The sequence below is a fragment of the Azonexus sp. genome, from assembly GCF_047638095.1.
In the GTDB taxonomy this organism is placed as follows: domain Bacteria; phylum Pseudomonadota; class Gammaproteobacteria; order Burkholderiales; family Rhodocyclaceae; genus Azonexus.
In genome coordinates, this window is the sequence record NZ_JBLJBW010000032.1 from 1 (window position 1) to 13,722 (window position 13,722).

The 13,722-nt window shown below is 58.4% G+C and carries 14 protein-coding genes; all 14 read left to right on the forward strand.

All coding sequences use genetic code 11. The features are described from left to right. Positions 1–157 precede the first annotated feature (157 nt). Positions 158–469 (forward strand): c-type cytochrome, encoded by a 312-nt coding sequence (locus tag ACM62Q_RS09260; RefSeq protein ID WP_415035834.1) that lies wholly within the window; start codon positions 158–160, stop codon positions 467–469. Positions 470–495: 26 nt separating this feature from the next. Next, positions 496–1,224 (forward strand): c-type cytochrome, encoded by a 729-nt coding sequence (locus tag ACM62Q_RS09265; RefSeq protein WP_415035836.1) that lies wholly within the window; start codon positions 496–498, stop codon positions 1,222–1,224. Positions 1,225–1,342: 118 nt separating this feature from the next. Then, entirely contained in the window at positions 1,343–2,323 is a 981-nt protein-coding gene (locus ACM62Q_RS09270) for a hypothetical protein (protein WP_415035838.1), read from the forward strand. A 4-nt stretch (positions 2,324–2,327) separates the two neighbouring features. Then, complete coding sequence (gene nosD / locus ACM62Q_RS09275) at positions 2,328–3,695, forward strand: nitrous oxide reductase family maturation protein NosD (protein ID WP_415035840.1); 1,368 nt, start codon at positions 2,328–2,330, stop codon at positions 3,693–3,695. Further along, positions 3,692–4,549: a 4Fe-4S dicluster domain-containing protein gene (locus ACM62Q_RS09280; RefSeq protein WP_415035842.1), complete on the forward strand. Its 858-nt coding sequence runs from the start codon at positions 3,692–3,694 to the stop codon at positions 4,547–4,549. The genes nosD and ACM62Q_RS09280 overlap by 4 nt, the downstream gene beginning before the upstream one ends. Further along, a complete protein-coding gene (locus tag ACM62Q_RS09285) occupies positions 4,546–5,514 on the forward strand; it encodes a NapH/MauN family ferredoxin-type protein (protein WP_415035844.1) in 969 nt (322 codons plus the stop codon). The genes ACM62Q_RS09280 and ACM62Q_RS09285 overlap by 4 nt, the downstream gene beginning before the upstream one ends. Positions 5,515–5,567: 53 nt before the next feature. After that, the gene (locus ACM62Q_RS09290) at positions 5,568–6,419 is read left to right on the forward strand and encodes an ABC transporter ATP-binding protein (protein ID WP_415035846.1); all 852 of its coding nucleotides are present in this window, start codon (positions 5,568–5,570) and stop codon (positions 6,417–6,419) included. A 1-nt stretch (position 6,420) separates the two neighbouring features. Next, a complete protein-coding gene (locus tag ACM62Q_RS09295; protein ID WP_415035848.1) occupies positions 6,421–6,930 on the forward strand; it encodes a nitrous oxide reductase accessory protein NosL in 510 nt (169 codons plus the stop codon). A gap of 1 nt (position 6,931) precedes the next feature. Further along, entirely contained in the window at positions 6,932–7,759 is an 828-nt protein-coding gene (locus tag ACM62Q_RS09300; RefSeq protein ID WP_415035850.1) for an ABC transporter permease, read from the forward strand. Continuing rightward, positions 7,756–8,253, forward strand: coding sequence for a TlpA family protein disulfide reductase (locus ACM62Q_RS09305; protein WP_415035852.1), 498 nt, complete (start codon positions 7,756–7,758; stop codon positions 8,251–8,253). The genes ACM62Q_RS09300 and ACM62Q_RS09305 overlap by 4 nt, the downstream gene beginning before the upstream one ends. A gap of 51 nt (positions 8,254–8,304) precedes the next feature. Then, a complete protein-coding gene (locus ACM62Q_RS09310; RefSeq protein ID WP_415035854.1) occupies positions 8,305–9,174 on the forward strand; it encodes a bile acid:sodium symporter family protein in 870 nt (289 codons plus the stop codon). A 111-nt stretch (positions 9,175–9,285) separates the two neighbouring features. Continuing rightward, positions 9,286–10,263, forward strand: a complete 978-nt coding sequence (locus ACM62Q_RS09315) for an ABC transporter permease (protein WP_415035856.1) — start codon at positions 9,286–9,288, stop codon at positions 10,261–10,263. Further along, positions 10,260–11,648, forward strand: a complete 1,389-nt coding sequence (locus tag ACM62Q_RS09320) for an ABC transporter permease (protein WP_415035858.1) — start codon at positions 10,260–10,262, stop codon at positions 11,646–11,648. Before ACM62Q_RS09315 ends, ACM62Q_RS09320 begins: the two co-directional genes overlap by 4 nt. Beyond that, positions 11,648–13,708, forward strand: coding sequence for a dipeptide ABC transporter ATP-binding protein (locus ACM62Q_RS09325; RefSeq protein WP_415035860.1), 2,061 nt, complete (start codon positions 11,648–11,650; stop codon positions 13,706–13,708). The genes ACM62Q_RS09320 and ACM62Q_RS09325 overlap by 1 nt, the downstream gene beginning before the upstream one ends. Positions 13,709–13,722: the final 14 nt, after the last annotated feature.

Consider the following 13,722-nt stretch of genomic DNA (forward strand, 5'->3'; position numbering starts at 1 on the left):
CAGGTCAAAGCCGCCGACATCGGTCTGCGTGCCAAGACCTACCTGGAACAGAACGGCGCTAAGAAAGTCAAGTAAGCCGGAATTTGATCTGGCTTAAGGCTGAATAAGGGGGGCAAACGGAAACTGCCCCCCGTCTTACACATCGAAAGGGAAACCAATGAAAAAATCACTCGTACTCGTTGCCGGTTTGCTCGCAGCAACCGCCAGCATGGCTGCTGCACCCGATGGCGCTGCGCTCTACAAGGACAAGACCTGCTGGAGCTGCCACGGCAAGGATGCCAAAACCCCGCTGACCCCGACCTATCCGAAGCTGGCCGGTCAAAACGCCGAATATGCCCTGGAACAGATGAAGGATATCAAGAGCGGCAAGCGTAGCAACGGTCAGGCCGCTGCCATGAAAGGCGTGATGCACCTGGTCAATGACGCCGAAATGAAGGCGATTGCCGAGTGGCTCGCCAAACAGAAATAATCCTGATTTAAGACAAGGTGAACCCAATGAAAAAAATTATTGCACTGGCTGTGGCCGCTGCCCTCATCCCAACGACCTCGGTTTTCGCTCAGCCCGCCCCCAAAAAGGCCGGTATCGAAGCTGCGGGCTATCAATGGAACAAGATGGACGGCAAGACTGCCGAAGCCCTGAAATTGAAGGGTGACGCGAAGGCCGGCGAAGAAGAATACGAAGTCTGCGGTGCCTGCCACCTGCCCAACGGTGCCGGTCGTCCGGACGGTACCTTCCCGCAGTTGGCCGGTCAGCATCAGACGGTGTTGACCAAGCAGATGGTGGACATCGTCGAAGGTCTGCGCGACAACCCGACCATGTACCCCTTCGCCAAGGAAGCGCTGAAGAACCCGCAAGCCGTAGCCGACACCTCGGCCTACATCGAAACCCTGTGTATCCCGACCGACCATGGCAAGTATGAAGGCGCGGATGCTGCCGCTCAGATCGCCAAAGGTAAAGATCTCTACGAGAAGCAGTGTATCGAGTGCCACGGCAAGAACGGCGAAGGCGATTCCAAGAAGTTCTACCCGGTGATCGCCGGCCAGCACTACAAGTATCTGCTGCGCCAGATGACCGAGATTCGTGACGGCCACCGCCGTAACGCCAACCCGGACATGGTGAAAGTCATCAAGCCCTACACCAATGAACAGCTGGTCGCCATTTCGGCCTATCAGTCCAGCCTGTCGATGCCGGGCAAGATGTGTAAGTCGAAAGGTAAGAAATAAGCCTCGTCTTATTTCAGCATACAAGAACTGAATAATCAGTCTGTTGCGCATACCGCCTGCCACCCGGCAGGCGGCCTATGCCCGATTGGCGCGGGCAGGAATTTTGAAGGGTAGCTCCATGGAGAAGCAGAACCGTATCGTTGCCGGGCTCAGCCTGATTTCGCTGATTTGTCTGGTGGCGGCTTATTTCGCCCCGATCTGGTGGGTCTCACTCACCGCCCCCAATTATCCCGAAGATGCCTTCCCCGACGGCATCCGCATCCATTTCCATTTCGATGGCGTCTATAACGGCTGCAAAGCGGCCGGCAAAGGCACGCAGATGGCCAACGAATTGATTCAAAAAGATCTTTCGCACGAAGACGAGCGCTGGAATCCGATTCTCGATCCAAAAAAAGAGAATTTCGACATGAAGGCCGAAGGGCTGGATTGCGTGCATGAAATGAACACCATCAACCACTACGTCGGCATGTTCCCGATCGCTTCCGGCGCACCGGTGGAAAAGCCCCTGGCCAAATTCTTCTTTGGTTTCTTTGGCGTGATGCTGCTGGCCTTTGCCGTAGTCAAGAAAAAGACTCGCCTCGTGGTCTTGTCGGTGGGTTTTGCCGCCGTCGCCGGCTGGATGCTGGTTGACCAGTTTGTCATGGGCAAACTCGCCAAGCATGTCGCTGAGTACACCGCCGAAACCGCGACTTTCTTCAACGAGCCGGAAAAAATCAAAGCCTGGGGCGATAACGTCAGCCTTATTTCGCAGATCGTCATTTTTGGTTTGATCGCGGTCATGGGCATCGTCATTGCCGGGGTGGCCAAGCTGCGTCCCTTCCAGCTGCTGCTCGCCCTGGTGCCGGGCTTGTTGCCCGTGTTCTTCGTTATCACCTACTCCGCCTGGCTGTGGTTCTTTGGTCATAATCTGCACCCCTGGGGCGCGTTTACCGTCAAACCTTTCATGCCGACGGTATTCGGTGAGGGTAAGGTGGCACAGTTCTCGACCTTCTCCTATCCCTATTGGGGTTACGCGCTGCTCATGGCGATGTTCGTCTGCATGATGCTGGCCCTTTTGATCCGCCGTAAGCAACTGCGCGAAAATCCGGAACAGGAGTAATTCCATGCGTTCCGCCAGCTTGCTGCGGACGATGTTGGCGCTCGCCCTTCTGGGCGGGGCCACCATCGGCCAGGGGGACGAGGACCCCGACCACGAATTTGCCGCCAGTGCCGATATGAGCACAGCACCGCGCGTCACTATCGACCGCCCGAAACCCACCTTCATGCTGATCGAGCGCGACAAGCGTATCCACGGCTTGAAGCCGTTTCAGGATCTGGTCGACAAGGCCGCCCCGGGTTCTGTGCTGAAACCACCGCCCGGACATTACGCCGGGCCGGTCACGATCGACAAACCCCTGACCATCGACGGCGGCGGCAAGGTGACCATCGACGCCGGCGATAAAGGCACGGTAATGTCGCTGAATGCCAGCAATTCGGTGGTTCGCGGTCTGCATCTCACCGGTTCGGGCGATTCGCACGATACCGATGATTCCTGTCTGGACGTGCGTGGTCATCACAACCTGGTCGAAGACAATGTGGTCGACAACTGCCTCTTTGGGATCGATCTGAAACAGGTCGATCACAGTGTCGTGCGCAATAACCGCATCCGTTCCAAGGATCTGGAGCTGGGCGTGCGCGGCGACGGTCTGCGCCTGTGGTACAGCAACGATAACCTCGTTGAAGGCAACGAAATCATCGATTCGCGCGACATGGTGGCCTGGTATGCGCACCGCAATAAATTTGTCGATAACCTGGGGCGGCGCAGCCGCTATTCCATCCACTTCATGTTTGCCAATGACAACGTCGTGGATCGCAACCGTTTTTACGACAATGCCGTCGGTATTTATTTTATGTACACCGAGGGCGGTGCGGCGACCAATAACATCATTTCGCACGCCACCGGTGCCACGGGCATGGGGGTGGGTTTCAAGGAAGCCTCCGGTACCCTGATCGAGAACAACGAGATCATTTATTGCGGTATTGGCATCGGCTCCGACCTGTCCCCCTTCCAGCCGGACAGCACCATAGAAATTCGCAACAATCGCTTGGCTTATAACGGTATCGCCATTTTGTTCAACAGCGAAACCGGCGGTAACAACATGCGCAGCAATATGTTCGAGGGCAACCTGACGCAGGTGAGTTACGGCGGGCGCAGCGACAATCCAACCAAAAATTTCTGGGAAGGCAATTACTGGGACGATTATCAGGGTTTTGACCGCAATCACGACAATGTCGGCGACAACACGCACGAACTGTATTCCTACGCGGATCAACTGTGGATCGAGTTTCCCATGGCGCGTTTTTTCCGTAGCTCGCCGGTATTGGAACTGCTCGATTTCCTCGAACGCCTGGCCCCTTTTTCGTCGCCGGATTTGATTTTGCGCGATGAAAAACCTGTCTTCCGGAAACCCGAACGGGGAGCCGTATCATGAGTGGCAATGAACAGAAGAAAGTCGCCCCTAAACCGGCGATGTCGATTGAAAAGGCGCAGAAAGCGCGCCGCAAGTTTTTGCAATCCGTAGGTTTGACCGTCGGTGTGACGGGCTTGTCTTTTCTCGGGTATATCCCCGTCAATGCACATGCCAAAGCGCCGATTTTGCGCCCGCCTGGATCGCTCGATGAAGCAGACTTTCTTGCTTCCTGCATCAAATGCGGGCAGTGCGTGCAGGTCTGCCCGGTACAGGCGATCAAATTGGGGGATATCACCGATGGCTTCGGCATCGGTGTGCCGTATATCAACGCCCGTAACCAGGCCTGTGATTTTTCTTGTGACGCCGTGCAGTGCATTCTCGCCTGCCCGACCGGCGCGCTCGCCTACGACAAGCCTGATTTCATGAGCCCGCGCGCTGGCATGCCGCTGGCGCACGCGCCGATTCTCAAGGCGAAAGCCAAAGACCCGGAGCCCAGCCTCAATCTCAAGGAACGTTTTGGCGTCGCCCGTCTGGACAAACCCGAAGCCTGCCTGGCGATGCAAGGCAAGGGCTTCAAAGGGGTGGCCCGGGGCGAAGCCTTTACCGGCCAGATGCGTTATGTCGAGGTCGACCGCTGGAAACCCATCGCCGTGCGCGAACATCCGTATGAGCGTGAGATTTGCGATTTGTGCGTGACCGAATGCCCAATCCAGGACGCCATTGCCCTGCAGCCCTTCGGGCCGCCCGAAGCCGGGCGCTTCATGCCGGTCGTGCAGGAGCAGTGTGTCGGTTGCGGCGTGTGTGAAATGATTTGTCCGGTCGAGCCCACCGCCATCGTCGTCGATGCTCAGGCAAGCTGGAAGGGAGAAGCATGATGGGACGGCGTTGGAATCTCATCAAGGGGATGTTGGGCGAAGCACCGCAGAAACCGGAAAAGGTTTCCGAGCGGGTGCAAAAAATCATGTTCCTCAAGTACGAGGATAAAGATCGCTACATCAAGGAAAAATTACACGCGCGGGCGCACCACGAAACCAGCCATAAATGGCGTAACCGTCGTTGGGCAGTGCTGATTGCGGTGAATCTGCTCTTCGTTTTCAGTTTCTGGCTCGATATCCAGATTCTCGAAGGTGCACTCACCGCCTCGCGTTTCGTCGGTTTTCACCTGATCGACCTGAACTCCGCGCTGCAGGTGATGCTGGCGCACAAGCATATCATCGTCAATTTGTTCATTGGCACATTTACGGTGTTCTTGCTCTGGGTGGCCTTGGGCGGGCGTAGTTTCTGTTCCTGGGTTTGCCCCTACCATCTGGTTGCGGAATGGGCGGAAAAACTGCACCTTTACCTGGTGGGCAAGAAAATCGTTACCGAGCACGAGTTTCATCGCGGCACGCGCACCGTTTTTTGGATTTTGTTCGCGCTAATGGCCTTGGTTTCCGGCTATACGATTTTTGAAACCTTGTCGCCCACCGGCATCCTGTCACGCGCCCTGATTTATGGGCCGGGGCTGGCCCTGGGCTGGGTCTTCTTGCTGCTGCTGTTTGAAGTGTTCTGGTCGCGCCGCGCCTGGTGCCGCTATATCTGCCCGATTGGTTTGACCTATGGCGCAGTGGGCATCATTTCGCCCTTACGCATCAGTTATCACGTCGAACATTGCTTCCACGAGGGCGATTGCCGCAAGGTGTGCCTGGTGCCACATGTGCTCGATGTGACCGTCAAAGGCCGCGCCGACGAGGAAGTCATTGGCTTGGGGCCGGATTGCACGCGCTGCGGTTTGTGCGTTGATGTCTGCCCGACGGGCGCATTGCGTTATGAGGTCAAGGGTTTGTCCAAACTCTTGTGATTTTTGATCCAGATGAAAAGTTGCCGGCGCGCACAGCGCCTAGAATCCATCCCATGATCCAGTTCAAAAATATCGGCAAGACCTTTCGCCGCGCGCAGGTCCTCAATGGCATCGATCTCGAAATTGCTTTGGGCGAGCGTATTGCCCTGATCGGTTCGAACGGTGCCGGAAAAACCACCCTCATCCGTTGTTTGCTCGGCGAGTACGAACATCAGGGCGAAGTCAGTATCGACGGACTCAATCCGCGCAAGCGGCGGACCGAAGTGCTGGGCAAAATCGGTTTCGTGCCGCAGTTGCCGCCGCCCCTGAAAATGCCGGTGGGGCAGTTGATCGATTTTTCCGCTGCGCTGTGCAAAACCGATCCGCAGCGCATTCACGCCATTGGCAAGCGTCTCGGCCTGGATATCGACGGCATTTTGTCGCGCCAATTTGTACGCCTGTCCGGCGGCATGAAGCAAAAGCTTCTGATCGCCATTGCCCTGGGGCGCGATGCCAAGCTTTTGATCATGGATGAGCCGGCGGCCAATCTTGATCCGGAAGCGCGCAAAATTTTCTTCGATCTGCTGGCAGAACGCCTGAACGACGCCACCATGATCATTTCCAGTCACCGCCTGGATGAGGTGTCTTCCCTCGTCAATCGCGTGATCGAAATGGACATGGGGAAAATCGTCATCGATGACCGGGTGGCCGATGATGCCACGCTGACCGACCGTCTGGCCTGCCGCATCGTCTTGAAGCGCCCGGAACCGGCATTTGCCAAGGCGCTCGACGGCTGGAAGCTGGCGCCTGATGCGGCGCAAACGGTGTGGACGGGCGAAATCGCCGGCCCAGATCGCTTGCGTTTCCTCGGCATTGTGTCGCGCTACACAGCCCTGATTGCCGATCTTTCCCTGAGCGAAGCTTAAGATGTGCGGGCAGAACCCAGCCGCAGCCGCCGGGCGGCGCAGTTTTTTGCTGCGCGCCGGTGCCGGTGGCTTGCTCCTCACGCCCTTGGCCGCGCTGCTTGCCGCCTGCGGTAAAAAAGACGGCTGGCCGGAAGGCATGGCGGAAATCAAGTGGGATCGCGATACCTGCGTGCGCTGCAAAATGGTCATTTCCGACCGGCGTTTTGCGGCCCAGTTGCGTGGCGGGCCCAAGGAAACCGTCTTCAAATTCGACGATGTCGGCTGTCTGGTGTTCTGGATGAAAGAACAGGCAGACAAATATCCCTGGATGGCTGAGGCGGCCACCCGGCAATGGGTGGCAGATTTCAACTCGAAGAGCCGCGAGGACATGCGCTGGCTCGATCCGAAAAAAGCCCTGTACGTGACGCGCACCTCGCCGATGGGTTACAACTTTGCCGCCGTCAATACACCGATGGCGGGGACGCTCGATTACACCGACATGCGCCAACATATTCTGGCAAAAGGTAGATGATATGAATCAACTGTGGCTGACTGCAAAACTCGATCTCGTTGAATCCCTGCGTGCGCGCTGGTTCCAGATTTACACCCTGGTTTTCGGTGGCATCGTGGCGCTGCTTTTCGTTTTTGGCCTGACCGAATCGCGGGTGCTCGGCTTTATCGGCCTGTCGCGTTTGCTGGTCACCTACATTCAGCTGACCATGGCGATTTTGCCGATTTTTGTCCTGATTACCACGGTGCGCTCGGTGGCGGGGGATCGTGAGGCGGGGGTTTTCGAATATCTTTTGTCCCTGCCGGTTGGCCTGCAGGCCTGGTTCTGGGGCAAGTTCCTCGGTCGCTATGTGGCGGTATTCGCGCCAGTTTTCCTCGCTATGCTGGGCGCGGTCGTCTGGGCCACCATCGTCAATATCGAAGTGCCGTGGTCGATGTTTGTCTATTACACCGGCCTGCTGGCGGCGATGGGCCTGTGTTTTCTCGGTATCGGCATGCTCATTTCAGTGGTCGCGCGCAGCACCGACATGGCGCAGGGCGCGGCCTTCATGGTGTGGCTGGTGCTACTCCTCTTCCTTGATCTGATTTTGCTTGGCGTGATGATTCAAGAGCGGGTAACGCCGGAAATCGCTGTGACGCTGGCCTTGGTGAATCCCTTGCAAGTCTTCCGCACGGCGGCGCTGGCCATGTTCGACCCGCAGCTGATCGTGCTCGGCCCCTCGGCCTACGTCATTCTCGATTTGTTTGGCGCGGACGGCTTTCGCCTCTTTGCGCTCGTTTATCCGGCCCTGCTTGGTATTTTGTCGGCAGCCGGCGGCTATCTTCTGTTCAAGCGTGGAGACCTGCTATGAAACTTTTGCGCGGCGTATGCCTTCTTGGTGCTTTGTTGTTGGCCGCGGTGGGCAGCGTCTTTGCCGGTGATGCCACGCCTTTTTACGCAACGACGGTCGATGGTCTGGACGGTAAACCGCTGGTGCTCGAGCAATATCGTGGCAAGGCGGTGATCGTCAATTTCTGGGCGCGCTGGTGTCCGCCTTGTCGCAAGGAAATTCCTGAATTGATTCAGTTGCAAAACGAGTACGGTAAGCGCGGCTTGGTCGTGCTCGGCCTGGCGATTGAAGAAGACGCAGCGGCAGTCAAAGAATTTGCCAAGGCCTACGAGATCAATTACACGGTGGGTGTCGACAAGAAAAAAGGCCTGTGGCTGATGCAAAGCCTGGGTAATGGCGTGTCCGGCCTGCCGTTTACCTTGATCATCGGTAAAGATGGGCAAATCGTGCAGCGCAAGATCGGTCAGTTTACGCGCAAGGATTTTGATGCCGTGGCAGATACTTTGCTGAAATAAAGCGCCGCCAAAGCAAAGTATTCGCCCGAAAAGGATTGGCCCCAGCCGCTCATGATTGAAAACCTTTTTCTGCCCTTGGCGCTGGCCTTCATCATGTTTTCGCTGGGGCTTGCCTTGCGCCCGGGCGATTTTCGGGCGGCGGTGCATGATTTTCGCGGCATCGTTTATGGTTTGCTCGGCCAAGTGCTGATGCTGCCGCTGCTGGCCTTTCTTATCGGCCAGTTGCTTGGTTTGTCGCCCTTGTCGCACTTGGGTTTGATGATTATCGCCGCCTGCCCGGGCGGCGTCAGTTCCGCTTTTCTCACCCATCTGGCACGCGGCAACGTCGCCTTGTCCTTGATTCTGACGGTGACGAGCAGCTTGCTGGCGCTCATCACCTTGCCCTTCATCATCAATATCGTTCTGGCCGGGCAGGCCGAGGGTTTGCGCAGCATCGAAATAGGCGATTTGCCGCTCGGTAAATTACTGGGCGGCTTGCTTCTGGTCACTAGCTTGCCTATTTTGTTGGGCATGTTTTTGCGCTTGGGCACGCGCTGGGTGAGTGAGCGCGGGGAACAGGTGGTCGGAAAAATTGCGACGCTTTTTTTCATGGCCATCGTGCTCGTGACCTTTGTTGCGCATCGTGAAACCATCACGACCGGCCTACCGGAGATCGGCATGGCGACTTTGTTGTTGAATGGGCTCAGTCTGGGCGGCGGCATCTTGTTGGCGCGCCTGGCACGCCTGGGACGGCGCGAAAGCATCGCCATTGCCATGGAATGCGGCTTGCAAAATGCCGGCCTGGGCATTTTTGTCGCCCTGACCCTCTTCCAGCAGCCAGCATTGGCCGTGCCCAGCGTGGTCTATGCGCTCACCATGAATCTGGGGGCCATCGCCTTTTTGTGGATTCTGCGCCGTCAGGCAGCGAGGATGTTTGCCTAGCGCCCTGGGCGTTCGCTTCCAGGGGGGCGGGCGTGCAAATCCACAGGAACTGGCCCGCAGATCGCACCGATAAGCGGCGCATTGCCCAGGCTTCTGAGATAATCCCCCGCCATGCTTGCCTACCTTGTCCGCCGCCTGTTTTATGCGCTTCCGATATTGATCGGGGTGAATTTGATCACCTTCGCGCTCTTTTTCATCGTCAATACCCCCGACGATATGGCGCGTTTGCAGTTGGGGGTGAAGCGGGTGACGCCGGAAGCGATCGTCGAATGGAAGCGGGCGCGTGGCTATGACCAGCCGCTTTTTGTCAATTTCGCGGCGCAAGGGACGGGCGTGCTGACGCAAACGATTTTTTTCGATAAATCCTTGCGCCTTTTTGTCGGCGATTTTGGCCGCGCCGAAGACGGGCGCGACATTACCCGGGAAATTGCCAGTCGCATGGGGCCGTCTTTGGCGATTGCCCTGCCGACTTTCCTGCTTGGTTTGTTCGTCACGGTGAGTCTGGCTTTGCTGCTGGCGTTTTTTCGCGCCACGGCGCTCGATGTCTGGGGCGTGGTGTTGTGTGTGGCGATGATGTCGATATCGGGTTTGTTCTACATCATCGGCGGGCAGTTTTTCTTTGCCAAGATGCTGCGCCTGGTGCCGATTTCCGGTTACGGCGCGGGGCTCGATGCCTGGCGTTTTTTGGTATTACCGGTGCTGATCGGTGTCGTGGCGGGCATAGGTGCCTCGGCTCGCTGGTATCGGACGATTTTTCTTGAGGAAGTTGGCAAGGACTATGTGCGCACGGCACGCGCCAAGGGCTTGAGCGAAACCTGGGTATTTTTCCGTCATGTGCTGAAAAACGCCCTGATCCCGATTCTGACCGGTGTGGTCGTGGTGATTCCCTCGCTGTTCATGGGCTCTTTGCTGACGGAATCTTTTTTCGGCATTCCCGGGCTGGGCAGTTACACCATCGATGCCATTCAGGCGCAGGATTTTGCCGTGGTGCGGGCCATGGTATTCATCGGTTCAGTGCTCTACATCGCGGGTTTGATCTTGACCGATCTTTCCTACACCTTGGTTGATCCAAGGATTCGTTTCGCATGAACGGTTTTCAAATCGTTTTTTTGTGGTCCGATGCCTTGATCTGGCTGTTGTTGGCGGCCGGGCTGGGGCTGGTCTGGCTGGTGCGACGCAGCCCGCCTTTGCGTGCCGCCTGGGCGAAGGCGGCGGCAAGTCACAGCGGCATGGGCGCGGCCACCGTATTGCTGGCCTTTGTTCTGCTCGGTTGGCTGGATTCCTTGCATTACCGCCCGGCCTTGCCCGATGTGGCGGGCGCGCCGGGCGAGGCCGGGCGCTATGCCATCGAGGTGCGCTCCGTGCTCGATGCCCTGGCCGAGCCCCTGCGCGTGCAAACCGAAAAAACCTATTCGGCACCCTTGGCCATCCACCTTTTCGTCAAGGAAAGCACCGAGTTGCCCGGTGCCAGCGTGCTGCGCGATTTTCCCCGTTTGCGCTACGGCGGTGCGCATCTGCCGGCAGAGGCCACAAGCTGGCGCGGCGACGTGCTGACGCGTGCCGCCTGGGGGGCGGGCGGCGCGCTTATGCTGTGGCTGGCGCTGGCGTCTTGGCTGTGCGCCCGGCAAGGCGGCTGGGCCAAGGTTTGGCGCGGCGATACGGCAACGGCCTGGAGCGCCGTGCTCCTGAGTTTGGGCGCTATTTTTCTGATTTTAGGGCCGATGTTTGCGCTCGCCGGCCATTACCACGTCTTTGGCACCGATAAGGTCGGGCAGGACGTGCTGTATCAGGTGCTGAAAAGCGTGCGCACGGCGCTGATCATCGGTTTGGTGACGACGCTTGTCATGCTGCCTTTGGCCGTGCTGCTCGGCATCGTGGCGGGGTATTTTCGCGGTTGGGCCGATGATCTCATTCAGTATGTCTACACCGTTTTGAATTCCATCCCCAGCGTGCTGCTCATCGCCGCCGCCGTGCTTATGTTGCAAGTTTTGATCGATGGGCATCCACAATGGTTTGCCACGGCTGCCGAACGGGCCGATCTGCGCTTGCTCGCCCTGTGTTTCATTCTTGGGCTGACCAGTTGGACCGGCTTGTGCCGCTTGTTGCGCGGCGAGACGCTGAAGCTGCGCGAACTGGAATATATCCAGGCGGCGCAGGCCTTTGGCGTCAGCAGCCGGCGCATCATCAGCCGCCATATCCTGCCCAATGTCATGCACATCGTCATCATCGCGCTGGTGATGGATTTTTCCAGCTTGGTCTTGGCCGAAGCCGTGCTGTCTTACGTCGGTATTGGTGTGGATCCCTCGATGATCAGTTTCGGCACCATGATCAACAATGCGCGCATGGAATTGGGGCGTGAGCCGGTGGTATGGTGGTCGCTCGCGGCAGCCTTTGGCGCAATGTTCATTCTGGTGTTGGCGGCCAATCTGTTTGCCGACGCGGTGCGCGATGCTTTTGATCCGAGGGCAGCCTGATGCTGCCGATGCCGCCTGCTCTGCTGGAAGTCGATGATTTGCGCCTGGGCTTTCAGGCGGGGAAAGCGGTGCTGAAGGCGGTCGACGGCATTTCTTTCACGATCGCGCGCGGCGAAACCTTTGCCCTTTTGGGGGAATCCGGCTGCGGAAAATCCGTCAGCGCGCAGGGTATTTTGCGCCTCCTGCCTGCCGCTGGGCGGGTTTTGGGCGGCACTGTACGCTTTGCCGGCAGCGATTTGCTGGCGCTGCCGGAAGTCGCCATGCGTGCTTATCGCGGCGGCAAGATCGCGATGATTTTTCAAGAGCCGGCGACCAGCCTGAATCCCGTGCTCAGCGTGGGCCAGCAAATCGGCGAAGTGCTGGCGCGCCATCTCGATTTGCGCGGCGCGCCAGCGCGGGCGCGCGCTCAGGCGCTGCTCGAACAGGTGGGTATCGCGGATGCGGCGCGGCGTCTGGACGAATATCCTTTTCAGCTTTCGGGCGGCATGCAGCAGCGGGTGATGATCGCCATGGCCTTGGCCGGTGAGCCGGAATTGCTGATTGCCGATGAACCGACCACCGCGCTGGACGTCACGGTGCAGGCCCAGATTCTCGATTTGCTGGCCAAATTGCAAATCGAGCGCGGCATGGCGATTTTGCTCATCACCCATGATCTGGGTGTGGTGGCGCGTCTGGCGCATCGTATCGGCGTCATGTACGCCGGCGAGCTTGTCGAAGTGGCAGGGCGCGAGCAGTTTTTCAGCCAGCCCGCGCACCCCTACACGCAAGCGCTGTTTGCCGCTTTGCCCGATGCCGGCCGGCGCGGCACGCCCTTGCAGACGATTGCCGGACAGGTGCCCAGTGTGACGGCCATGCCCCGAGGCTGCCGTTTTGCGCCGCGCTGTACCCAGGTTTTAGCGCGCTGCGCCACAGAAAATCCGCCTTGGCAAAGTGCGCAAGCCGGGCAAATTTTGCGCTGCCACGCGTATCCCCCCGTGCCGCCCCAGGCTTTGGGCGCAGTCAATGGGGGGGGCGAATCCTTGTCGGGAGTGTCGTTAGATTCGCCGCCGGATTTGTTGCCAGATTCGCTCCCACACTCGCCGCCCGAATCCTTGTCAGCTGCCTCGCCCTTGCTCGTGGTGCAGGATTTGGCTGTGCATTTTCCAATCCGGCGCGGCATTTTGCAGCGCGTGGTGGGGCAGGTAAAGGCCGTCGACGGGCTGTCCTTGAGTATCGCCGCCGGGCGCACCCTGGCCTTGGTGGGAGAATCCGGCTGCGGCAAAACCACCGTCGGCAAAGCGGTGTTGCAGTTGCTGCAACCCACGGCTGGCAGTGTGCGCGTCAAGAACGAGGAATGGGTGGGGGCGCGCGGTAAAACCCTGCAGGCAGTTCGGCATCAGGCGCAGATGGTGTTTCAGAACCCCTTTGCTTCGCTCAACCCGCGTTTGCGTGTCGGCGAGATCATTGCCGAAGGTATGCAGGCCTTGGGTATCGGCGGCGAAACCCAGGCGGTGGCGCAATTACTGCAGGCCGTCGGCTTGCCAGCGGATGCGCCGGGGCGTTTTCCGCATGAATTTTCCGGCGGCCAGCGCCAGCGCATCGCCATTGCCCGCGCTTTGGCGGTGCGACCGCAATTACTGGTGTGCGATGAACCGACCTCGGCGCTCGATGTGTCGGTGCAGGCACAAATCCTTAATTTGTTGAAGAAATTGCAGCAGGAATTGGGGGTGGCCTATTTGTTCATCACCCACAATCTCGCCGTGGTCGATTATCTGGCGCACGACATCGCGGTGATGTACCTCGGGCGCATCGTCGAATACGGCAGGGCAGACGAAGTCTTGCGCAGGCCGCGCCACCCCTACACCCGCGCCCTGCTTTCGGCCGTGTTGCAGCCCAAGCTTGCCGAAGACGGCCACCGGGCGCAGACCCTGCACGGAGATTTGCCCTCTCCGGCCCAACCGCCGGCCGGTTGCCATTTTCATCCACGCTGCCCGCAAGCCGATGCCAGCTGCCGCGCAACCTATCCCGCTGCACACCATCTCAGCGCAACACACCGAGTGCATTGCCATTGGCTGGAGTAGTGGTTTCTTGCAAT

Excerpts from the sequence above, each read along its gene's own strand:
- ACM62Q_RS09290 (WP_415035846.1), top strand. The coding sequence starts at position 5,568 with ATGATCCAGTTCAAAAATATCGGCAAGACCTTTCGCCGCGCGCAGGTC.
- ACM62Q_RS09270 (WP_415035838.1), top strand. The coding sequence starts at position 1,343 with ATGGAGAAGCAGAACCGTATCGTTGCCGGGCTCAGCCTGATTTCGCTG.
- ACM62Q_RS09320 (WP_415035858.1), top strand. The coding sequence starts at position 10,260 with ATGAACGGTTTTCAAATCGTTTTTTTGTGGTCCGATGCCTTGATCTGG.
- ACM62Q_RS09265 (WP_415035836.1), top strand. The coding sequence starts at position 496 with ATGAAAAAAATTATTGCACTGGCTGTGGCCGCTGCCCTCATCCCAACG.
- ACM62Q_RS09300 (WP_415035850.1), top strand. The coding sequence starts at position 6,932 with ATGAATCAACTGTGGCTGACTGCAAAACTCGATCTCGTTGAATCCCTG.
- ACM62Q_RS09260 (WP_415035834.1), top strand. The coding sequence starts at position 158 with ATGAAAAAATCACTCGTACTCGTTGCCGGTTTGCTCGCAGCAACCGCC.
- ACM62Q_RS09315 (WP_415035856.1), top strand. The coding sequence starts at position 9,286 with ATGCTTGCCTACCTTGTCCGCCGCCTGTTTTATGCGCTTCCGATATTG.
- nosD (WP_415035840.1), top strand. The coding sequence starts at position 2,328 with ATGCGTTCCGCCAGCTTGCTGCGGACGATGTTGGCGCTCGCCCTTCTG.
- ACM62Q_RS09305 (WP_415035852.1), top strand. The coding sequence starts at position 7,756 with ATGAAACTTTTGCGCGGCGTATGCCTTCTTGGTGCTTTGTTGTTGGCC.
- ACM62Q_RS09285 (WP_415035844.1), top strand. The coding sequence starts at position 4,546 with ATGATGGGACGGCGTTGGAATCTCATCAAGGGGATGTTGGGCGAAGCA.
- ACM62Q_RS09295 (WP_415035848.1), top strand. The coding sequence starts at position 6,421 with ATGTGCGGGCAGAACCCAGCCGCAGCCGCCGGGCGGCGCAGTTTTTTG.
- ACM62Q_RS09325 (WP_415035860.1), top strand. The coding sequence starts at position 11,648 with ATGCTGCCGATGCCGCCTGCTCTGCTGGAAGTCGATGATTTGCGCCTG.
- ACM62Q_RS09310 (WP_415035854.1), top strand. The coding sequence starts at position 8,305 with ATGATTGAAAACCTTTTTCTGCCCTTGGCGCTGGCCTTCATCATGTTT.
- ACM62Q_RS09280 (WP_415035842.1), top strand. The coding sequence starts at position 3,692 with ATGAGTGGCAATGAACAGAAGAAAGTCGCCCCTAAACCGGCGATGTCG.